This is a genomic window from Mycolicibacterium lutetiense (assembly GCF_017876775.1).
Taxonomy (GTDB): domain Bacteria; phylum Actinomycetota; class Actinomycetes; order Mycobacteriales; family Mycobacteriaceae; genus Mycobacterium; species Mycobacterium lutetiense.
On record NZ_JAGIOP010000002.1, the window covers coordinates 1813091 to 1834267 of the forward strand.

Below are 21177 nucleotides of genomic sequence, written 5' to 3' on the forward strand. Positions count from 1 at the left end.
AGCTCGCGATCCCAGCATGTGGCCATATCCCGAGTGGGGTATTCGCCGACCGTGCACCACAGTCAGCCGGAGCCTCGGTAAGCGGCCTGACGATGACATGTTCATCGCGTGGGGTTCCCCAGGAAAAGTGGACGCGGTTAGCTTGCTTCCAGGGTGACATTCAGGCTGCGCTCGTAGGTGATGGGTGAGCGCATTCCGATCGCTGAATGCCGACGTTGATGATTGTAGAATCGCATCCAATTGTCAACTGCTGCAATCAATTCAGCCATTGTGGCGAAAGTGTGCCGGTAGTAGTACTCATGTTTGAACGTCGACCACAGCGCCTCCGCGCCGGCGTTATCCCAGCAGATGCCGGTGGCACCCATAGAGCGCCGCAGCCCGTGGGCGCTGGCTGCGGCAGCCATATCGTGGGAGGTGTACTGGGTGCCGCGGTCCGATTGCAGTATGACGCCCTTGACGTGGCCGCCGCGGGTGAACACCGCCCGATCCACCGCGGTGGTCACCAACCCGGTGCGCATGTGGTCATCGACCGCCCAGCCCAAGACGCGGCGCGAATGCTCATCGCGGATCGCGCACAGGTACATGTCGCCTTCCCCGCAGCTCAGGTAGGTGATGTCGGAGGACCACACCGCATCTATACGACCCTGGTCAAACCGGCGGCCGACCAGATCAGGCGGGAACGACGCACAAGGATCGACGACCGTGGTCGTTTTGAAGGTGCGTGGGCTGATGCCCTCGATGCCCAGGTCGGCCATGATCGTTGCGACGGTGTTGACCGATACCCGTTCTCCGGCGTCGTGCAGATCAGCGGTGATCCGCGGCGAGCCGTAGGTGCCGCCGGAGTCCTTGTGGTGGGTCAAGATCTTGACTTCCAGATCCCGGCGTCGTTGGACCCGTGGCGTCGGCTCACTGGCCGACAGCCGGTACCGATGCTTGTAGTAGCCCGAGGTGGACACCCCCAGCAGCTGGGCCATGCGGGTCACGTCGTGGGAGGCGCACTCTGCGGCCATGAGCTCAAACCGGCTCACTTTAGATGCTTGCCCGCAAAGTACGCCGAGGCTTTTTCCAGGAACGCGATGTCCTTTGCCTGCTCGGTGACCTTCACCCGCAGCCGTACCAACTCAGCACGTTCATCCGGTGAAAGCGATTGCCCATCACCAGGATCGGCAACCCCGCCGCCTTCGGCGGCGGCCATCCGTCGCCGCTCCTGGCTCACCCACTTATGCAGCAGGTTCTCATGCAGATTCAGCTCCAGGGCAACCTCAGCCACCGGCCGATTCGAATCGATCACCCGATGCGCGGCCTCCACCCGGTACTCCGGGGTAAACGAACGCCGACGACCAGACATACGAACATCCTTCCAAGGGGACCACCGTCCCGCTATCTCAGATGTCCACTACTTCTGGGGAACCTCAGCGTACCCAAAGTCGCCCAAGCACCAAACCGAAGCGGCGGAAGCAATGAGGTTGCGTCGTAGCGTCATCCCACGTCACGCTGCGCGTCGGCTACAGCCGGGAATCTCCGGCTCTGCGCCGTCGGTGACCAGATCATCAGGGCAGTGCCACAGCAGTTCGGTGAGGGCGTACTCAGTGAGGGCCTGCCGGTGCTGCGATTCGAGAACCTCTGCGATCCGCTCGAAGATGACTTCTCGCCCGCCCTGGACTGACGGGGATTGTGCTGACCTGGCCATGTTCCTCACCTCAACTTCGCCAGACTGCTGAATACCCCCGCAGGTACCCCGACAAACCGACACGCGGGTTTACCAGAACCCCCTGGCGGGCATTCCTCATCCGCCATGACGACGCTCCCCGCCCTTCTGCAACCAGGGCTCCCGCCCGCGAAGGGGCCCATTTCCGCCGCCCTGATCGAGCGGCTCGGCGACCGCGCCCCACACAATCATCTCGAGCCGGTGTGGGTGCCGCTGCGCGATGTCGACCCACTCCAACTTGACCTGCAGTTGGCGCTCTACATCTGCTACGAATTGCACTACCGGGGCTTCGCCGGCGTCGATCAGGACTGGGAATGGAACGCCGGGCTGCTGCACTTGCGGTCGCAGTTCGAACGGATCTTTCTTGCGGCGGTCCGCCGCGAGGTCGGCCAGATCGGTGCTGACGACACCGCCGAACGGGAGATGGCTCGTCTGTCCATCGAGCCCGCCGACGGGGCAGGCCCGTCGTATCACCTTCGCGATGAAGGCACGTGGGAGCAGATGCGCGAGTACTTCGTGCACCGGTCGCTGTACCACCTGAAAGAGGGCGACCCGCACGCCTGGTTGATCCCCCGGCTGGCCGGCCAGGCGAAAGCCTCCTTCGTCGCCGTCGAATACGACGAGTACGGGGCGGGCTCAGCGAGCCGCCTCCACCAGAACCTGTTCGCCGACCTCTTGAGAGAAGCCGACCTGGACAACCGCTACCTCGGCTACCTGGATGCCGTACCGGCTGAAAGCCTGGCGCTGGTCAATCTGATGTCGATGTTCGGCTTGCACCGACGACTGCGGGGCGCCGCTGCGGGTCATTTCGCGGCCACCGAGATCACCTCCTCACCAGGATCGCAGCGGATGGTCGCCGCCTTGGAGCGCTTGGGCGCTCCCGAGGCGTGTGTGCGGTTCTACCGCGAGCACGTTGAGGCCGACGCAGTGCACGAACAGGTTGTCCGTCACGACGTGGTGGGCAATCTCGTCAGCCGCGAACCTGAGCTGGACACGGACGTGGTGTTCGGGATTCGAGCCTTCGACGCGCTGGAAGACCGGCTGGCCGCTCACCTGATGGAGAGTTGGCAGGCGGGCCGCAGCTCGCTACCCCGGCCGCTTGCCTGATCGCGAAACTTTGCGATGGCTGGTGTCGCATAACGGATAGGACTTGGACCGCCGGCATGTACAGATGGCCACCATGAACCGATCTGACTCCACGATGCTCCCATCGGGTAGTTCGATCCGTACCGGCCCCTCGACGAGGATCGGTCCGCCCTGAACCACCCGCACTTCCCGACGTTCTGTCATGGCTTGTCCGCCCTGATGACCACCAGTTCCTCTTCGGTCCTGGCATCCGCCAGCCGCCCGGTGTCGCGAAGCCAGCGAGTCTGTGAGTGCAGCACCGGACCGAATGGAATCCGCTGCACGGCAAAAACATCCGCATCGAGTCCGCTTTCGCGCAACAGCCTCACTGACTGCCCGACATCGGCGAATTCTGACTGGACCAGAAATAGGGACCCGCCATCGGCCAGGATGGCCGCGGCAGAGCGGCACAGGGGGTCAAGTACCAGCCGGCCATCCGGACCACCGTTCCAGGAAGCCGCCGGATCGGTCGACACGACCACTCCCGTGGAGGTTTCCGGCGCTACCGGCACGTAGGGCGGATTGCACACCACGACATCGAAGGGTTCATCTTCCAGCGCCTGAGTCCAGGAACCGAGCCTGGCATCGACGTCGACCTGTGCGGCGAGCGCATTGGCCCGGGTACAGCGGATCGCGCTGGGCGAAATGTCCAGCGCCGCCACCGCGCTGGCCCCGAGATTGGCCGCAGCGATGGCAACCACTCCGCTCCCGGCACACAGGTCCACCACCGTGCAGCCCGCCACTGCCCCACTTCGCTCCAGTGCTTCGACCAGCAACCAGGAGTCGTGCTGGGGTCGGTAAACGCCCTCAGCGCCAACGGCAATGGTCTCTACGGCCATTTCAGCAGCCAATTCGCTTCTTCCGGACAGCACCTCTATTCGGTACCCACCCGGGCATTTCGCAAACTTCCCTGGCGGGTACAACTCCGTTCGTCACGTCACGTTTAAGGCCGCCGCATCTGGGAAATCCAGGGGGTGCGTGGAGAAGCCGCGTAGTAATCACCAATCCACTCCAGAAGCGGAAAGGTAAAGCATGACCGAGAAGAACTCAGGACCTGAAGAAGGCATCAAGGGCGTCGTCGAGGATGTCAAGGGTAAGGCGAAGGAAGCAGTCGGCACCGTGACCGGCCGCGAAGACCTTGTGCGCGAGGGCAAAGCCCAGCAGGACAAGGCCGACGCTCAGCGCGACGTCGCCAAGAAGGAGGCTGAAGCCGAGTCGGCCCGGGCGGGCGCCAAGGCCGCCGAGAAGCGAGAGCAGGCGCATCAGCGTCCCTAGCGCGGCCTGATTGACGAGATGGGCCCAGCCGACGTCGGCTGGGCCCATCTCTTATGTTCTCAGTTCAGCTGTTCGGTGCTTGCCTGATCACCTCGGGGTGCTCTGCGTACCAACGTTCTTCGATACGCCGCACGCGCAGGTGCGCGACGGCGAGCCACAGCCCGCCGGCCAGCAGGCCCACAGCGGCCAGGATCGCGAGCAGTACCCCGATGCCGGTGTTGCCGGTCGCGAAGCCCACCAGACACGCGACGAACATCACCACACCGAGGCCCACCAGAACCAGCGCGGGCATGTTGCGGTTGTCCTTCATCGACTCGCCGGCATGCGGCCGGGTTGTCCTGGCGTGGTCGACCGGATCGTCAGGGCCCTTCATCATTCCTCCCGGTTCGCTTCGAGTAGCGCCGGGAGACTTCCCTGGACGAGGCCGGGCTAAACCTCCCGGCTGACCCGCTGATGGGTGGTGAGCAGCAGCCGATCCAGGACCGCGCGGCTGGGCAGCGTCTCGGTGTAGTCGAGCTCCAGGAAATCTATTGCCAGCTGTTCGGCCAAGAGACGCAGTTTGGTGTTGGTTTCCTGCGAGCGCCATTTCAGTAGTTCGAACGCCGCGTCGGCATTGATCCGATAGATCAGCATCAGCATGCCCTTGGCCTGCTCGATGACACCGCGGGCCTCGGCGATCTCGGCCACCACTTCGGTGACAGCGTCCTCGCGTACCTGCGTAATCGTCGGTGAGACATCGACATAGAAGCCGTGTGTTCCGATGATCGCACCGGCGTCGTCGAAGAGCTGGTCCCCGACCACGACGACGTGGCGGACAGCACCGGCCACATCGATGATCCGGTGCCGGGTGCTGAATGCGCCCGAGGTGCGCCGGATCTCCAGAAGGGTTGCAGCCACCTGCCCGTAGTCCTCGGGGTGCTTGTGCGAGAGCACCAGCTCGGTCGTTGGGTGAGCCGTGCCGGGCTCATAGCCGTGCATCCGCTCCACCTGTGGGGACCACTCCCAGCGCTCGTCGGCGAAGTAGAACCGGAACCAACCGACACGCTGCGGCTCGCCGCCGGCGAGCGCATACTCGACCGGTGACTCGGGGTTCCCCGCAGCCGGGTCAGTCGTCACGGAACGAGAATATCGCGTCGAGTTGGCGGCGACGCACCCGATTGTCACAGGTGGGGTCTACATTCGGCGCCGTGATACGGCTTCGGATCAAGCTCTCCATCGCGGCCGGTGCGGCGGCGGCGGCCGCGAGTCACCTGGCCGGCGTCGACGTGGCATGGAGCCTGGTCATCGGCGTCCTGATGCCGCTGGTCCTGGCCGCCACGCCGCGCCTGCTGCTGGGCGCATTCCATGGGGCCGCCACTCCCAGCGTCCGCGAGCAAGCGTCGACCGAGATGACCGGTCTGGAGTTCGAGGACCACGTGGCCCACATCGCGCGAAAGTGTGGGCTGCCGGTGATGATGACTCCCCTCACCGGTGACTGGGGTGTGGATCTGATCGTCGGTCACCGGCCGAACCGGATTGCCGTGCAGTGCAAACGACTGTCACGGCCGGTGGGAGCGGGCGCCGTGCAGGAGGTGGTCGCGGGCGCGCCGATGCAGGATTGCACCAGGACCATGGTGGTGACCAACAACGAATTCACTCCGGCCGCACGCAAACTCGCCGAGCTTCACGGTTGCGAGTTGGTGGGCGGAGCCGACCTGCCCAGGCTCAAGTCGATCCTGCGCCGAGCTGCGTCGCCGGAACTCGCGCCTTAGCCTGTCAGAGGCGATCTCAGCGCGGCCCGCACAGCGTCGAGACATTCGTCGATCTCCCTGCGCGTCACGGTCAGCGCCGGCCGGAACCGCACCGAGTCAGGCCCGCTCGGCAGCATGACGACGTGGTTGCCCCACAATCGGCGGATCAGCTCATCCCGCGCGGCCGCGGTGGGCAGGCTGAATGCACACATCAGGCCGCGACCACGGGGATCGAGCACTGTGTCGGGGAAATCCGTTGCCAGGAAAGATAACTGGCCGCGGAGATAGGCGCCGGTCACCGCGGCGTTGCGGAACAGATCCTCGCCCTCGATGACCTCGAGGATTCGCCGTGAGCGCACCATGTCCACCAGGTTGCCACCCCAGGTCGAGTTGATCCGCGAGCTCAACATGAAGACATTGTCGGCGACCTCGTCCACGCGCCGGCCGGCCATCACGCCACACACCTGGGTCTTCTTCCCGAAGGCCACCACATCCGGTGTGACCCCCATTTGCTGGTAGGCCCAGGCAGTTCCGGTGATGCCGCACCCGGTCTGCACCTCGTCGAAGATCAGCAAGGCATCGCATTCGTCGCACAGTTCCCGCATTGCGGCGAAGAACTGCGGCCGCATGTGCCGGTCACCACCCTCACCCTGGATCGGCTCGGCGATAAAACAGGCGATGTCGTGCGGGTCGGCCTCGAATGCCGCCCTTGCCTGACGTAGCGAATCAGCTTCGAGTGCAGCGATATCCACGCCCGGACGAAGGTATGGGGCATCAATGCGCGGCCAGTCGAACTTCGGGAAACGGGCCACCTTGACCGGATCGGTGTTGGTCAGCGACATGGTGTAGCCGCTGCGGCCGTGGAAGGCTCCGCGCAGATGCAGCACCATGGTGCCCAGCGCGGGGTCGATCCCGCGGGACTCGTTGTGGCGGCTCTTCCAGTCGAACGCCACCTTGAGTGCATTCTCGACCGCCAGCGCTCCGCCGTCGACGAAGAACAGATGCGGCAGGTCCGGGTCGCCGAGCACGCGGCGGAAGGTGTCGACGAACCGAGCCATCGGCACGCTGTAGATGTCGGAATTGCTCGGCTTGTTCACCGCGGCCTGAACAAGTTCCGACCGGAAGGCTTCAGCGCCGGGAAAATCCCCGGCCAGCGCCGGATGGTTCATGCCGAGTGCGGACGAGGCGAAGAAGGTGAACATGTCCAAGAACCGAACGCCGGTGCGGGCATCCACCAGATACGACCCTCGGGAACGGTCCAGATCGAGGACGAAATCGAAGCCGTCGGTCAGGATGCTGCGCGCCAGGACAGCTCGTACCCGGTCAGGAGTCACGCATGGCGTGGTCGTCAGCACTGCAGTCATGACGCCATTTTAGCGGAATCTTTACGGCGTTTACCTTAATTGACCGTAACAGTTACGGAACATAGCTTCTTTCACTGTAAAATGTCTGCAAAATGATCGTGCTTCGGGTGCGGACGTTGGCCGCGGTCCTGATCCGCTGGAGCAGTTCTTCCAAGGCCCGGGCCGAGGCGACCCGGACCAGCAGGACGTAGCTCTCCTCACCGGCCACCGAGTGGCACGATTCGATTTCGGGGATGCCCTGCAACCGGGCGGGTGCATCATCGGGTTGGGACGGATCGAGAGGGGTGATGGCGACGAACGCCGAGAGCATGTTGCCCAGCGCCTCGGGATTGAGCCGTGCCGCGTACCCGGTGACCACTCCCCGCGACTCCAACCGGCGCACGCGTGCCTGCACCGCCGAGACCGACAATCCGGCCACCGCGGCCAATTGCGCCAGGGTGGCCCTGCCGTCAGCCACCAGTGTGCGGACCAGGATCCGGTCGGTGTCGTCGAGCACGTATTCATCGGCTTCGCCCATGGCCGCAGTCAACCAGAAAGGCACCCGATGACCACCACCGAACGGACCGATCTTCCCACCAGCGAGGAGCTGCGCCGGCGGGTGCGGCTGGCCCTGGAGGCCGTCGGTGCACGGGTCGACCTGGGCGATCCGACCGCCTCGGACGGTGGCCTGCATGCGAGCACCCCGATCAGCGGGGACGTGCTGTTCACCCTGACCGAAGACCGCCCCGAACAGGTTGATGCTGCGATTGCCGCTGCCGCACAATCCTTCTCGACTTGGCGCACCACCCCGGCACCGGTACGCGGTGCACTGGTGGCACGCCTTGGCGAGTTGCTCGTCGAACACAAGGCCGATCTGGCAACGCTGGTGACAGTGGAGGCAGGCAAGATCACCTCCGAGGCGCTGGGCGAGGTGCAGGAGATGATCGACATCTGCCAGTTCGCGGTCGGCCTGTCACGCCAGTTGTACGGCCGCACCATCGCTTCCGAACGGCCCGGGCACCGCCTGATGGAAACCTGGCACCCGTTGGGCGTCGTCGGCGTGGTCACCGCATTCAACTTTCCGGTCGCGGTGTGGGCATGGAACACCGCGATCGCCCTGGCCTGCGGCGACACCGTCGTGTGGAAACCGTCGGAGCTGACTCCACTCACCGCGATCGCATGCCAGGCCCTGATCGAGCGCGCGGCATCGGACGTAGGTGCACCGACAACGGTGAGCCGGCTCGTCCTCGGCGGGCGTGAGCTGGGCGAACAGCTCGTCGACGATCCGCGGGTGGCGCTGGTCAGTGCGACCGGCTCGGTGCGGATGGGCCAGCAGGTCGGCCCACGGGTCGCGGCGCGGTTCGGCAAGACGCTGCTCGAACTCGGTGGCAACAATGCCGCGATCGTGACGCCGTCGGCCGATCTGGACCTCGCGGTGCGGGCCATCGTGTTCTCGGCCGCGGGTACCGCGGGACAACGCTGCACCACGCTGCGGCGGCTGATCGTGCACTCGTCGGTCGCCGACGACCTGCTGTCCCGGATCGTCTCGGCCTATCAGAGTCTGCCGATCGGTGACCCGAGCGTGGACGGGACGCTGGTCGGCCCGCTCATTCACACCCGCGCGTACCGGGACATGGTCGGGGCGTTGGAGCAGGCCCGCGCCGACGGCGGCGAGGTTTTCGGCGGTGAGCGCTACGATCTAGGTGACGAGGGTGCGTTCTACGTCGCCCCCGCGGTGGTGCGGATGCCGGCTCAGACCACCGTCGTGCACACCGAGACCTTCGCCCCGATCCTCTACGTGCTGACCTACGACGAGATCGACGACGCGATCGCCCTGAACAACGCAGTACCGCAGGGTCTTTCGTCGGCGATCTTCACCACCGATGTGCGGGAGGCCGAGCGGTTCATGGCCGCCGACGGATCCGACTGCGGTATCGCCAACGTCAACATCGGAACCTCCGGCGCCGAGATCGGCGGTGCGTTCGGCGGCGAGAAGCACACCGGCGGCGGCCGCGAGTCGGGCTCAGACGCCTGGAAGGCGTACATGCGGCGCGCGACCAACACGGTCAACTACTCCTCGGAACTCCCGCTGGCCCAGGGTGTGCATTTCGGGTAGGAACGACCCATGGATATCGAGGGCAGCGTCGCGATCGTCACCGGCGGCGGTTCGGGGATCGGCCGGGCCTTGGCCGAGGGGTTGGCCCGGGCCGGGGCCCGCGTGGTGATCGGTGATCTGAACACGGCCGCCCGCACGGCCGAGCACATCCGCGGCACCGGCGGTGCGGCCGTCGGGATGCGGGCCGACGCAGGCGATTCCACCGATATCGCCGCGCTGATCACCCTCGCGGAGAACCGCTACGGACCGGTCGACATCTATGTCGCCAACGCCGGGATCATCGGGGCGCCGGGTCTCGGCACCGACGAGAGCTGGGATTCGATTATCGACATCAACCTGCGCTCCCACGTCCGAGCGGCGCAGGTGCTTGTCCCGCAATGGCAGTCGCGCGGCGGCGGGTACTTCGTGTCGGTCGCCTCAGCAGCCGGCCTGCTATCCCAGATCGGGGCGGCCGGATATGCCGTCACCAAGCACGCGGCGGTCGGATTCGCCGAATGGCTGGCGATCACGTACGGCGATGACGGCATCGGGGTCAGCTGTGTATGCCCGTTGGGGGTGGACACCCCGCTACTCGACGCGGTGCGGGCGTCGGCGGATCCGGATTCCGCGGCCGGCGCCGCGTCGATTGTGCAGTCCGGTGCGGTGATCAGTGCCCAGGATGTCGCGGCAGCCACGGTCGAGGCAGTGCAGTCGGACCGTTTTCTCGTGCTACCCCACCTTCAGGTGCTCGACATGTACCGCCGCAAGGGGTCCGACTACGACCGGTGGATCGCGGGGATGCGCCGCTACCAGCGGTCACTGCGCGCCGGCCGATGAGCGCCCGGCCGACGGAAGCGATTGCGGTGGGACGTACACGCCCAGTGAGATTCGGTGCCACCAGACGTGATCGCGGCGCAGTTCCGTCCAGGTGCTGAACTCGTACCGGTACAGCCGGGCGCGCACATATCGGGGCGCCTCGTCGGGGAATGGATTGCAACGCAGTAGCTTCAGCGCATCTCGGTCGTTCTCCAGAAGCCGGGTCAGCAGCATGCGCAGCCAGCCCTGGGCATACGCCGGCGATATGGCCGCGAACCACATCAGCCAGTCCAGCCGCAGGTGATACGGCGCGAACTGGCGCGGCCGCCGGCGGACATCGCCGGGCTTGCCCTTGAACTCGTATTCCTTCCACACGGTGTGCTCGCCCAGGCTGGTGTCCGAGGTTCCCTCCAAGACCACCTCGTCACGGGTGCGACCGACGGTGCCGAAGGCACCGTAGGAATTCACCAGGTGATACCGGTTGTAGGACGCGTTCATCCGCTGCCGTTTGGAGATGAGGTTGCGCAGCGGCCAGTAACTCAGGCAGGCCACCGCTACCGCGAATCCGACCACCACGACGGCGAACCACACTGGGGTCTGACCGAATTGGTGTTCGGACAACGGAAGCAGCACCGCAGCGCTGGAATCCGATACTGCGCTGAACGCCAGGACGATGGTGATCCAGTTGAGCCAGGCGAAGTTGCCCGATGCGACCAGCCACAGCTGGGTGATGATGACGACGAATGCCGCCCCACTGGCCACCGGCTGCGGGGCGAACAGCGCAAACGGCACGACGAGTTGGGCGAAGTGGTTGCCCGCCACCTCGATTCGATGCAGCGGTTTGGGCAGGTGGTGGAAGAACCAGCTCAGCGGGCCGGGCATCGGTTGGGTCTCGTGGTGGTAGTAGAGACAGGTCAGGTTGCGCCAGCACCGGTCGCCGCGCAGTTTGATCAGCCCCGCGCCGAACTCGACGCGGAACAGCAGCCAGCGGGCCAGCCACAGCACCAGTAGTGGAGGGGCCACGTCGTCGTTGCCCAGGAAAGTGACCAGGAACCCGGCCTCCAGCAGCAGGGATTCCCACCCGAACGAATACCACGCCTGGCCCACGTTGACGATCGACAGGTACAGCACCCACACGAGCAGCCAGATCAGCATCGCGGCCCACAGCGGCACCACGTCGCCGAAGCCGGCGAGCAGGGCCGCGGAGAGCACCGCCCCGGCTACGCACACTGCGACGAAGAAGCGGTCCGAATAGTGCAGCTGAAACACACTGGGGGCGCTGCGGAATGAGTTGACGGCCAGGAACCGGGTTATCGGCAGCAGGCCCCGTTCACCGAGGAGCCCGCGGAACTGCCGGGCCGCCACGATGAACGCGATCAGGTAGATCGCGGCGGTCCCCCGCTGCAACACCTGTCGGGCCAACCAATATTCGTCTGCGTTGAACCATTCCATGCGCGGACCTGCCGACGTTGCGGGTCTGTCCTCAAAAACGGTACCCCGAATCGGCGCATTTCATGCGCGGTACGGACGGCTATCGTCGCCGCAACCCGAGCTGGAAGCCGGACGGCATCACGGTCAGACGCTCCTGTACCTGCAACCGGTAGTCCGGATCGGCGATCAGATCGTAGCGTCGGATCAGCACCGCCAACATCAACACGGCTTCGTGTAGAGCGAACTGTCTTCCGATACAGGATCTTTCGCCGGTACCGAACGGCTTGTACAGGCCGCCGGGGCGGGTCCGCATCTGCTCCGGGGTGAACCGGTCTGGGTCGAATACCTCTGGGTCGCTCCCCCACCTCGGGTCGCGGTGCAGGGTTGAGGTCAGCGCCAGCGCCCAGTCGCCCTTGCGCATCGGGTGGATTCCGGCGAGCACGGTGTCCTCGCGGGCGGCGCGGTAGTAGGCCGGCACCGTCGGCTGCAACCGCAGCGACTCGTCGAGAACCCGCCGGAGATACCGCAGTTTGGCGACCTTCTCGAACTCGGGCCGCCGCTCGTCGCCCCACACCTCCTCGACCTCATCGCGGGCACGGGCAAACACCTCCGGGTGTTGCGACAGGAAGTACAGCGCGAATGACAATGCACCGGAAGTGGTTTCATGTCCGGCGATCAGAAAGTTGATCAGCTGATAGCGGATGTTGGCGGCATCGAGGTCGGACTCCAGCATGATCTGCAGCAGGTCGTCATGGCCGCTCGATCCCTGTGCCCGTCGCGCCGAGACGATATCGTCGGCCAGCCCGTGCAGATAGCGCGCGTCGCGGCGGAGCCGGCGCTCGTAGCTCCGGAAGAAGAAGGCGGGCAGGAAAGTTTCACGCATCACGCCGAAGCGGTCGGCGCCCCGGAGCGCCGACACCATGTGCGCGACGAACGGGTGCACCGTGTCGCTCTGGAAACACCGGAACGAGTACCCGGCCGTGCAACGCCCGATGGTCTCCAAGGTGACCCGGGTGGTGTCGGCCGAGACATCGACGGTGTCACCCCGATCGGCTTTCCGGTCCCAATCACCGGCCAGCTCATCGGCGACGTCGAACATCACCGCGTGGTAGCGACGCATCGCGGCCTGACTGAACGCGGGCATCAGAAGCTGATGGGCCAGATGCCAGTTTGGTTCGTCGTTGTACGCGGTGAACAGCCCGTCGCCGGCCACGATCCGCAGGGCCTCGATATCGGGGCCCACGTGCTTGCAGAAGCGGGTTTCGTCGTTGAGATCATTGACCGCGTCGGCGCCGGTGACCACCACGTAGCGCGCACCCAGGAAACGGAATTCGCAGATCGGCCCGAGCTCGGCCATGCCCAGCGCGTTCTGCATCGAGGAGTCGGGCTGCAGGCCGAAGACGTCACCGAGCAGGGGCACGCGTCGCGGCGGGTGGGGCAGTTTCGGATACTTGGCACCTTCAGGTGAGGTCCGCGCGCCCACGACGGTCATGACACCAAGATCCCGCCTTGTTATACATGTGTCAAGTAAGATCCTTTCGCGTTAGGCTCCACACGTGGGTGCCGAGTCGAGACGCCGACTGTCCCCCGCCGACAGACGCAACGAGCTGTTGGCGCTGGGAGCCGAGGTGTTCGGCCAGCGACCGTACGACGAGGTCCGCATCGACGAAGTCGCCGAGCGTGCCGGGGTGTCGCGCGCCCTGATGTATCACTACTTCCCCGACAAGCGGGCCTTCTTCGCCGCTGTGGTCCGGGCGGAGGGCGAGAGACTGTTCGAGGCCACCAGCACGGCCGGAGAGCCAGGTCAAAGCCTTTTCGACCAGCTGCGCGCCGGAGTTCTGGCCTACCTGCGCTACGACGAGGAACATCCGCACGGCGCCTGGGCTGCCTACCTGGGTCTGGGCCGTACCGACCCGGTACTGCGGGGCGAGGACGACGTCGACAACGACCGCCAGGCCGAACGGATCATGGGCCGGATCAGCGACGCGGTATCCGAGTCCCTGGATGCGAAGGTCGAGCGCGATCTGCGGGCCACCGTCTACGGCTGGCTGGCTCTGACCTTCGAGATGTGCCGGCAGCGGCTCAAGGACCCCTCGATCGACGCGGGTTTCGTCGCCGACAGTTGCGCCCATGCCCTGCTCGACGCCATCGGCCGGGTCCCGGGACTGCCGGCCGAACTGGCCTGCGCAGCTGCTCCCGAACACCGCTGAAACCCGCTTGTCGGTGCGTCGCGGCAAGATGGCTAGATGACCACCACGCCGGCCGGTCCGCTGGCCGGGTTCAGTGCGCTGACCCGGGAGTGGTTCACGGCTGCGTTCCCGGCACCGACGGCCGCGCAGTCCGAGGCCTGGTCGGCAATCGCCGAGGGGCTCAATACCCTGGTCATCGCGCCCACCGGATCGGGTAAGACACTGGCGGCATTCCTGTGGGCCATCGACGAGCTGGCGCAGTTGCCGCCGGGTCCCCGCGCCGGGACGACGGTGCTGTACGTGTCGCCGCTCAAGGCGCTGGCCGTCGACGTCGAACGCAACCTGCGCACCCCGCTGACCGGCATCACCCGAGTCGCCGAGCGGCACGGGGTGCCGGCCCCGTCGATCAGCGTCGGCGTCCGCTCCGGTGACACCCCGCCCAGCCAGCGTCGCGCGATGCTGAGCAAGCCCCCCGACATCCTGATCACCACCCCGGAATCGCTGTTCCTGATGCTGACGTCGGCGGCCCGCGAAACCCTTGCCTCGGTTCAGACCGTGATCGTCGACGAGGTTCACGCCGTCGCCGCCACCAAACGCGGTGCGCACCTGGCACTCTCACTGGAACGGCTCGACCAGATGCTGGACAAGCCGGCCCAGCGAATCGGATTGTCGGCGACCGTGCGTCCGCCCGAAGAGGTCGCCCGGTTCTTGTCCGGCCAGGCGCCCACCACGATCGTCGCGCCGCCGGCCGGAAAGACGTTCGACCTCTCGGTGCAGGTCCCCGTGCCCGACATGGCCGCGCCCAACAACCAATCTATTTGGCCCGCGGTCGAGGAACGCATCGTGGATCTGATCGAGGCCCACCGGTCCTCGATCGTGTTCACCAACTCCCGCCGGTTGGCCGAACGGTTGACCTCCCGGCTCAACGAGATTCACGCCGAACGTGCCGGAATCGAGCTCTCGCTCGACCACAACCCGCAGGTCGGCGGTGGTGCACCGGCCCAACTCATGGCAAGCGGTCAGGCCAACGGCGCACCGCCGCTGCTGGCTCGGGCGCACCACGGTTCGGTCAGCAAGGAGCAGCGCGCCCAGGTCGAAGACGACCTCAAGAGTGGCCGGCTGCGCGCCGTGGTGGCAACCTCGAGCCTGGAGTTGGGCATCGACATGGGCGCGGTCGATCTGGTGATCCAGGTCGAGTCGCCACCGTCGGTGGCCAGCGGCCTGCAGCGCATCGGCCGGGCCGGGCACCAGGTCGGCGAGATCTCGCAGGGCGTGCTGTTCCCCAAGCACCGCACCGACCTGATCGGCTGTGCGGTGACGGTGCAGCGCATGCGCTCCGGTGACATCGAGACCATGCACGTCCCCGCCAATCCGCTCGACGTGCTGGCCCAGCACACCGTGGCGGCGGCTGCCCTGGAACCGGTGGACGCCGACGGCTGGTTCGATGCGGTACGGCGGAGCGCGCCCTTCGCCACGTTGCCGCGCAGCGCCTACGAAGCCACCTTGGATCTGTTGTCCGGGAAATATCCGTCCACCGAGTTCGCCGAGTTGCGACCACGCATCGTGTACGACCGCGACCACGGAACACTGACCGCCCGCCCCGGAGCCCAACGCCTGGCGGTCACCTCCGGCGGCGCGATCCCCGACCGCGGGCTGTTCACCGTCTACCTGGCCACCGATTCCGAAAAGCCTTCCCGAGTAGGTGAACTCGACGAGGAGATGGTCTACGAGTCCCGCCCCGGCGACGTCATCTCCCTGGGCGCCACCAGCTGGCGGATCACCGAGATCACCCACGACCGGGTGCTGGTGATCCCGGCGCCGGGGCAGCCGGCCCGGTTGCCGTTCTGGCGCGGCGACAGTGTGGGACGCCCGGCCGAGCTGGGGGCCGCGGTCGGGGCGTTCACCGGCGAGCTCGCCTCCCTCGGCCGCGCCGAGTTCGACGAACGGTGCCAGGCAATGGGTTTCGCCGGGTTCGCGACCGAGAATCTGCACCGGCTACTGCACGATCAGCGTGAGGCCACCGGCGTCGTTCCCAGCGACAGCACGTTCGTGGTGGAACGCTTCCGGGACGAGCTGGGCGACTGGCGGGTGATCCTGCATTCTCCGTACGGCCTGCGGGTTCACGGGCCGCTGGCCCTGGCGGTGGGCCGTCGGCTGCGGGAACGGTACGGCATCGACGAGAAGCCCACAGCGTCGGATGACGGCATCATCGTGCGGCTCCCCGACAGTGGCGAAACCCCACCCGGCGCAGACCTGTTCGTGTTCGACGCCGACGAGATCGAACCCATTGTGACGGCCGAGGTGGGCGGGTCCGCGTTGTTCGCGTCCCGGTTCCGCGAATGCGCCGCGCGCGCCCTGCTGCTGCCACGCCGACACCCTGGCAAGCGGTCCCCGTTGTGGCATCAACGGCAACGCGCCGCGCAACTACTCGACATCGCCCGCAAGTACCCCGACTTCCCGATCGTGCTGGAAACGGTGCGCGAATGTCTGCAGGACGTCTATGACGTCCCAGCCCTGACCGAACTGATGCGCCGGGTCGCTCAACGCCGACTGCGGCTCGTGGAGGTGGAAACCGCCACCCCCTCGCCGTTCGCGGCCTCCCTGTTGTTCGGCTACGTGGGTGCGTTCATGTACGAGGGCGACAGCCCGCTGGCCGAACGTCGCGCCGCCGCGCTGGCGCTGGACACGGTGCTGCTGTCCGAACTGCTCGGCCGGGTGGAACTCCGCGAACTGCTGGATCCGGCGGTGGTCGCCTCGACTTCGGCACAGCTGCAACACCTGACCGAGGAACGGGCCGTGCGCGATGCCGAGGCCGTGGCCGACCTGTTGCGGATGCTGGGTCCCCTCACCGAGCCCGAGATCGCTGCGCGCGCCACCACCGAGGTGATCGGGGGCTGGCTCGACGGGTTGCACGCCGCCAAGCGCGCGCTGCCGGTCTCCTATGCCGGCCAGAGCTGGTGGGCCGCGGTGGAAGACATCGGTCTGCTACGGGACGGGGTCGGCGCGCCGGTCCCGGTCGGGGTGCCGATGGCCTTCACCGAATCCGTCGACGACCCGCTCGGAGACCTGATCGGCCGCTACGCCCGCACGCACGGCCCGTTCACCACCACCGAGGTCGCCACCCGGTTCGGGCTCGGCCTGCGGGTCACCGCAGATGTGTTGGGCCGCATGGCCGTCGACGGCCGGCTGGTGCGCGGCGAGTTTGTTGATGACCTTCCCGGCGACCAGTGGTGCGATGCCGAGGTGCTGCGCATCCTGCGCCGTCGCTCCCTGGCCGCGCTGCGCGCCCAGGTCGAGCCGGTCAGCACTGCGGCCTACGGCCGCTTCCTGCCGTCCTGGCAGCATGTCGGGTCCAGCCACAGCTCGGGTATCGACGGGCTGGTGGCGGTGATCGAACAGCTGGCCGGTGTCCTCCTGCCCGCGTCGGCCGTGGAGGCGCTGGTCTTCGGCCAGCGGGTGCGTGATTACCAGCCGGCCATGCTCGATGAACTGCTGGCGTCGGGCGAAGTGATGTGGTCGGGCGGCGGGCAGATCGGCAGCAGCGACGGCTGGGTGGCGTTCCACCTGGCCGAGACTGCGCCGCTGACCCTGCCCACCCCTGCCGAAATCGAGTTCACCGACACGCACCGGGCCATCATGGAGACACTCGGTCACGGCGGCGCGTACTTCTTCCGCCAACTGACCGATCAGGCCTCCGAAACGGAACTGAAAAATGCTCTGTGGGAACTGATCTGGGCCGGCTGGATCACCGGGGACACGTTCGCCCCGATGCGGGCGATGCTGTCTGGCCCCCGACGGTCGGGGACACCGGCACACCGGCAGCGTCAACGTCCACCCAGGCTCAGCCGTTACAGCGTCGCGCGCCCGCACAGCCGCGCTGCAGATCCAATGGTGTCCGGGCGGTGGTCGACATTGCCTGGTGCTGAACCGGATTCGACCGTCCGCTCACATTTCCAGGCGGAGCTGTTGCTCAACCGGCATGGGGTGCTGACCAAGGGGGCGGCGTCGGCCGAGGGGGTGCCGGGGGGGTTCGCCACGTTGTACAAGGTGTTGACCGCGTTCGAGGATGCCGGCCGCTGCCAGCGGGGTTACTTCGTCGAGTCACTGGGCGGGGCACAGTTCGCGGCGGCCTCGACCGTCGACCGACTGCGCTCCTACCTCGACGGTGTCGATCCGCAGCGGCCCGAGTACCACGCCGTGATGCTCGCCGCGACCGACCCGGCCAACCCTTACGGCGCTGCTCTGGCCTGGCCCGAGCGCGGAGGCGACGCGGACACACACCGGCCCGGCCGCAAGGCGGGTGCCCTCGTGGCGTTGGTCGACGGCCAACTGGCGTGGTTCCTGGAACGCGGCGGCAAGACCCTGCTCAGCTTCACCTCCGATAGCGAGACGCAACGGGCCGCCGCGGGCGCACTGGCCGAACTCGTGAGCGGCGGGCGGATCCCGTCGCTCTTGGTCGAGCGGATCAACGGGGTCGGGGTACTCGATCCCGGTGTCGACGAAGACCGCGCCGCCGTGCAGGATGCGCTGACCGGTGCCGGGTTTTCCCGCACCCCGCGCGGTTTGCGGCTTCGGTAGGTGCAAACGCCATGCCCGAAGGTGACACCGTCTTCCATACCGCAACAGCGCTGCGCGACGCGCTGGCGGGTAAGACGTTGTCCCGCTGCGATATCAGGGTGCCCCGCTACGCCACGGTGGATCTGGCCGGGCAGGTGGTCGATGACGTTCTCAGCCGAGGCAAGCACTTGTTCATCCGGGTGGGTCCGGCCAGCATCCACGCCCATCTCAAGATGGAGGGCAGTTGGCGCATCGGGTGGTCCAAAGTCGCAGCGCACCGGATCCGCATCGTGCTGGAGACCGCCGACAGTCGGGCCATCGGGATCGACCTCGGCGTGCTGGAAGTGCTGGACCGCGACACCGACATGGCGGCAGTCGAGCATCTGGGCCCGGACCTGCTCGGCCCGGACTGGGAACCCCGCACCGCGGCAGCCAATCTCACCGCCGATCCGGACCGACCCCTGGCGCCGGCGCTGCTCGATCAGCGGGTCATGGCCGGCATCGGCAATGTGTACTGCAACGAACTGTGTTTCGTGTTCGGTCGGCTGCCCACCTCTCCGGTGAGCTCACTGACCGATCCCCTGCGCGTCGCGCAACGTGCCCGGGACATGCTGTGGCTCAACCGGTCCCGCGGGAATCGCACCACCACCGGCGATACCCGGCATGGACGGCAACTGTGGGTGTACGGCCGCGCCGGTGAGCCCTGCCGCCGCTGCGGGGCACTGATCGAGACCGACGCCGGCGGTGAACGGGTGGCCTATTGGTGCCCGGCGTGCCAGACCTAATCCTTTTTGTGCGGCAATGATGGTGAATGAGGCACGCCGTCACGCCAGTGGTCCCGCTACGGCGTGCGCGGCACGCCGGCAACTCGTGCAATTACGCGATCACGCAGTGCTGCAGGAATACTCCTCATGATCGACACCTGAAGCTTGCTTCCGAGTCCGACCAGGTATCGAGCTCGGGGCCGACGCGCGGTGAGCGCCTCCTCGACCACCGCGACCACGTTGGAAGTCGGCACCGCCATCTTCTTCGACATCGGGATGAACTTTTTCATCCCGGCAATGTGCTTGTCGTACAAGGCGCGATACTCTGCCGACATCGAGGTTTCCAGCTCCACCACCATGTCGTCGGCGGTGCGCCACATGTCGGTGTCGGTCTGCGCCGGCTCCACCACAGCCACCCGCACGCCCCACGGTCGCACCTCGATCCGGAGCGCGTCGGCAGCTGCTTCCAAGGCGAATTTGGACGCCGCGTAGGCCCCGAGTAACGGCGAGGATAGTTGCCCGTTCACGCTGGAGATGAAGATCGCACGGCCACGGGAGGCCCGCAACTTCGGCAGTACCGCCCGGGTCACCGCAAATTGGCCGATCACGTTGACGTCCAACTGTTTGCGCCAGTCCTCGGGGCTGAGCGTCTCGATCGGACCGGCCACCACGATGCCCGCGTTGTTCACCACCGCGTCGAGCCGCTGCGGGAGCGCAGCAGGCAAAGCCGCGAGATGGTCCGCATTGGTGACGTCGAGAATCACCGAGGAGATGCGTTGTGGGTTGAGCCCCGTCACCGCGGCACCGTCGGACTCCGATCTGACTCCCGCGATGACATCCCACCCACTAGCGGCCAGGTGCTCGACCATGGCCTTGCCGATTCCGCGGGCGGCTCCGGTGACAAGAACTGAAGGCATGACGCCAGGGTACGTCCAGGTGACCCCGACTACCTGCTCGTTCCTGCGCTGCCGCCACTCAGCAGTTGACGAGTTCGGGCTCGCAGGTCGGCTGCTTGGCAGGTGCGGTTTCTTCGACCGCGGGCTGCTTGGCAGCGGGCTCGGCCTCCTTGGGCTTTCCGCCCCACGGAAATGCCAGCCGCACGATCTTGCGCACCACCGACGCGAACTGCGTGTGGATCGGGCCCGAGTTGTAAGGCAGGCCGTAGCGCTGGCAGATCTCCTTCACCTCGCCGGAGATTTCCGCGTAGCGATGCGCCGGAATGTCCGGGAACAGGTGGTGTTCGATCTGGAAGGACAGGTTGCCGCTGAAGATGTGGAACCACTTGCCGCCGGTCAGGTTTGCCGAGCCCAGCAGCTGGCGAAAGTACCACTGGCCGCGGCTCTCGCTCTTGGTCTCCTCGATGGTGAACTCGTGGGTGCCCTCGGGGAAGTGTCCGCAGAAGATGATGGTGTACGACCACACGTTGCGCATCAGGTTGGCGGTCATGTTGCCCGCAAACACAAATGGCGCGAACGGTCCGGCCAGCAGCGGGAAGGCGACGTAGTCCTTCACGGTCTGTTTGCGCACCTTGGCCCACATCTCGCGCAGCGTGTCCTTCTTGTCGCGCAGCTTGATCTCACCGGTGCGGATGCGCTCGGTCTCCAGTTCGTGCAGCGCAACGCCGTACTGGAAGAACACCATCAACAGGAATGCGTACAACGGGTTGCCCAGGTAGTACGGGCTCCACTTCTGGTCCTCGCTCATCCGCAGGACCCCGTAGCCGATGTCGCGGTCCATGTCGACGATGTTGGTGTAGGTGTGGTGCATGTAGTTGTGGGAGTGCCGCCACTGATTCGACGGGCACGCCGAATCCCATTCGAAGTTCTGGCCGCGCAACGCCGGATCGCCCATCCAGTCGTACTGGCCGTGCATGACGTTGTGGCCGATCTCCATGTTGTCGAGGATCTTCGACAGTCCCAGCATCACGGTCCCGACCGGCCAGGCCGGCGGCAGGAACAGCAACGCACGGCCACCGACCTCAAGCTTGCGCTGCAGCTTGATGATGTCGCGGATGTAGGTGGCGTCACGCTCACCGAGGTCGGCGAGGGCGCGTTCACGGATGGAGTCGAGTTCAGCACCGAACGCGTCGGCCTGCTCGGGGGTCAGGGTGGCGGGGCGTTGAGTCATGGTGTGTCCTTTGTTCG

At 66.3% G+C, this 21177-nt stretch carries 21 protein-coding genes; 8 read left to right on the forward strand and 13 right to left on the reverse strand.

The annotated features are described in order from the left end of the window. Window positions 1-137: 137 nt before the first annotated feature. The 3 genes from JOF57_RS18000 to JOF57_RS18010 form a co-directional block, all read right to left on the reverse strand. A complete protein-coding gene (locus JOF57_RS18000; RefSeq protein ID WP_209913100.1) occupies window positions 138-1028 on the reverse strand; it encodes an IS3 family transposase in 891 nt (296 codons plus the stop codon). Continuing rightward, window positions 1025-1348 carry a transposase gene (locus JOF57_RS18005; RefSeq protein WP_209915717.1) on the reverse strand — a complete coding sequence of 108 codons (324 nt, stop codon included), beginning with the start codon at window positions 1346-1348 and terminating at the stop codon, window positions 1025-1027. Before JOF57_RS18005 ends, JOF57_RS18000 begins: the two co-directional genes overlap by 4 nt. A 141-nt stretch (window positions 1349-1489) precedes the next feature. Next, a complete protein-coding gene (locus tag JOF57_RS18010; protein ID WP_209918686.1) occupies window positions 1490-1690 on the reverse strand; it encodes a hypothetical protein in 201 nt (66 codons plus the stop codon). 105 nt (window positions 1691-1795) lie between these two features. Between JOF57_RS18010 and JOF57_RS18015 the strand changes: the two genes are divergently transcribed. Further along, on the forward strand, window positions 1796-2815 hold the full coding sequence (locus tag JOF57_RS18015; protein ID WP_209918688.1) for an iron-containing redox enzyme family protein: 1020 nt from the start codon (window positions 1796-1798) through the stop codon (window positions 2813-2815). On the opposite strand, the gene JOF57_RS18020 is transcribed toward JOF57_RS18015, so the two are convergent. Further along, the gene (locus JOF57_RS18020; RefSeq protein ID WP_209918691.1) at window positions 2795-2998 is read right to left on the reverse strand and encodes a CDGSH iron-sulfur domain-containing protein; all 204 of its coding nucleotides are present in this window, start codon (window positions 2996-2998) and stop codon (window positions 2795-2797) included. The genes JOF57_RS18015 and JOF57_RS18020 overlap by 21 nt on opposite strands. Beyond that, window positions 2995-3672 (reverse strand): HemK2/MTQ2 family protein methyltransferase, encoded by a 678-nt coding sequence (locus JOF57_RS18025; RefSeq protein ID WP_209918693.1) that lies wholly within the window; start codon window positions 3670-3672, stop codon window positions 2995-2997. The genes JOF57_RS18020 and JOF57_RS18025 overlap by 4 nt, the downstream gene beginning before the upstream one ends. 193 nt (window positions 3673-3865) lie before the next feature. On the opposite strand from JOF57_RS18025, the gene mbp1 reads away from it, so the two are divergent. Next, window positions 3866-4108, forward strand: a complete 243-nt coding sequence (mbp1, locus tag JOF57_RS18030; RefSeq protein WP_209918696.1) for a microaggregate-binding protein 1 — start codon at window positions 3866-3868, stop codon at window positions 4106-4108. A gap of 64 nt (window positions 4109-4172) precedes the next feature. Here mbp1 and usfY read toward each other — a convergent pair whose 3' ends face one another. After that, window positions 4173-4481 carry a protein UsfY gene (gene usfY, locus JOF57_RS18035; protein WP_209918698.1) on the reverse strand — a complete coding sequence of 103 codons (309 nt, stop codon included), beginning with the start codon at window positions 4479-4481 and terminating at the stop codon, window positions 4173-4175. A gap of 56 nt (window positions 4482-4537) precedes the next feature. Next, window positions 4538-5224, reverse strand: coding sequence for a PAS and ANTAR domain-containing protein (locus JOF57_RS18040; protein ID WP_209918700.1), 687 nt, complete (start codon window positions 5222-5224; stop codon window positions 4538-4540). 71 nt (window positions 5225-5295) lie between these two features. On the opposite strand from JOF57_RS18040, the gene JOF57_RS18045 reads away from it, so the two are divergent. Further along, window positions 5296-5859: a restriction endonuclease gene (locus JOF57_RS18045; protein ID WP_209918702.1), complete on the forward strand. Its 564-nt coding sequence runs from the start codon at window positions 5296-5298 to the stop codon at window positions 5857-5859. Here the strand turns inward: JOF57_RS18045 and lat are convergent. Further along, window positions 5856-7202, reverse strand: a complete 1347-nt coding sequence (gene lat / locus JOF57_RS18050; RefSeq protein ID WP_209918704.1) for an L-lysine 6-transaminase — start codon at window positions 7200-7202, stop codon at window positions 5856-5858. The two genes, JOF57_RS18045 and lat, sit on opposite strands and share 4 nt — an antisense overlap. 52 nt (window positions 7203-7254) lie before the next feature. Continuing rightward, on the reverse strand, window positions 7255-7719 hold the full coding sequence (locus JOF57_RS18055) for an Lrp/AsnC family transcriptional regulator (RefSeq protein ID WP_209918705.1): 465 nt from the start codon (window positions 7717-7719) through the stop codon (window positions 7255-7257). Window positions 7720-7746: 27 nt separating this feature from the next. Between JOF57_RS18055 and amaB the strand changes: the two genes are divergently transcribed. Further along, window positions 7747-9297 carry an L-piperidine-6-carboxylate dehydrogenase gene (gene amaB, locus JOF57_RS18060; protein ID WP_209918707.1) on the forward strand — a complete coding sequence of 517 codons (1551 nt, stop codon included), beginning with the start codon at window positions 7747-7749 and terminating at the stop codon, window positions 9295-9297. A gap of 9 nt (window positions 9298-9306) precedes the next feature. After that, window positions 9307-10113 carry an SDR family NAD(P)-dependent oxidoreductase gene (locus tag JOF57_RS18065; RefSeq protein WP_209918709.1) on the forward strand — a complete coding sequence of 269 codons (807 nt, stop codon included), beginning with the start codon at window positions 9307-9309 and terminating at the stop codon, window positions 10111-10113. Here JOF57_RS18065 and JOF57_RS18070 read toward each other — a convergent pair. Then, window positions 10093-11544, reverse strand: a complete 1452-nt coding sequence (locus JOF57_RS18070) for a lipase maturation factor family protein (RefSeq protein WP_209918711.1) — start codon at window positions 11542-11544, stop codon at window positions 10093-10095. The two genes, JOF57_RS18065 and JOF57_RS18070, sit on opposite strands and share 21 nt — an antisense overlap. 79 nt (window positions 11545-11623) lie before the next feature. Then, window positions 11624-13015, reverse strand: a complete 1392-nt coding sequence (locus JOF57_RS18075) for a cytochrome P450 (protein ID WP_209918713.1) — start codon at window positions 13013-13015, stop codon at window positions 11624-11626. 64 nt (window positions 13016-13079) lie between these two features. Between JOF57_RS18075 and JOF57_RS18080 the strand changes: the two genes are divergently transcribed. Genes JOF57_RS18080 through nei2 form a run of 3 tightly spaced genes read left to right on the forward strand, consistent with a single transcriptional unit; the run spans window position 13080 to window position 19054 of the window. Then, window positions 13080-13733, forward strand: a complete 654-nt coding sequence (locus tag JOF57_RS18080) for a TetR/AcrR family transcriptional regulator (RefSeq protein ID WP_209918715.1) — start codon at window positions 13080-13082, stop codon at window positions 13731-13733. Window positions 13734-13769: 36 nt separating this feature from the next. Next, on the forward strand, window positions 13770-18290 hold the full coding sequence (locus JOF57_RS18085; protein WP_209918717.1) for an ATP-dependent helicase: 4521 nt from the start codon (window positions 13770-13772) through the stop codon (window positions 18288-18290). A gap of 11 nt (window positions 18291-18301) precedes the next feature. Continuing rightward, entirely contained in the window at window positions 18302-19054 is a 753-nt protein-coding gene (gene nei2 / locus JOF57_RS18090) for an endonuclease VIII Nei2 (protein WP_209918719.1), read from the forward strand. 56 nt (window positions 19055-19110) lie between these two features. On the opposite strand, the gene JOF57_RS18095 is transcribed toward nei2, so the two are convergent. Together JOF57_RS18095 and JOF57_RS18100 are read right to left on the reverse strand one after the other, a co-directional pair. Continuing rightward, window positions 19111-19950, reverse strand: coding sequence for an SDR family NAD(P)-dependent oxidoreductase (locus JOF57_RS18095; protein ID WP_209918721.1), 840 nt, complete (start codon window positions 19948-19950; stop codon window positions 19111-19113). A gap of 58 nt (window positions 19951-20008) precedes the next feature. Then, entirely contained in the window at window positions 20009-21160 is a 1152-nt protein-coding gene (locus tag JOF57_RS18100) for a fatty acid desaturase family protein (RefSeq protein ID WP_209918723.1), read from the reverse strand. Between the last annotated feature and the right edge of the window lie 17 nt (window positions 21161-21177).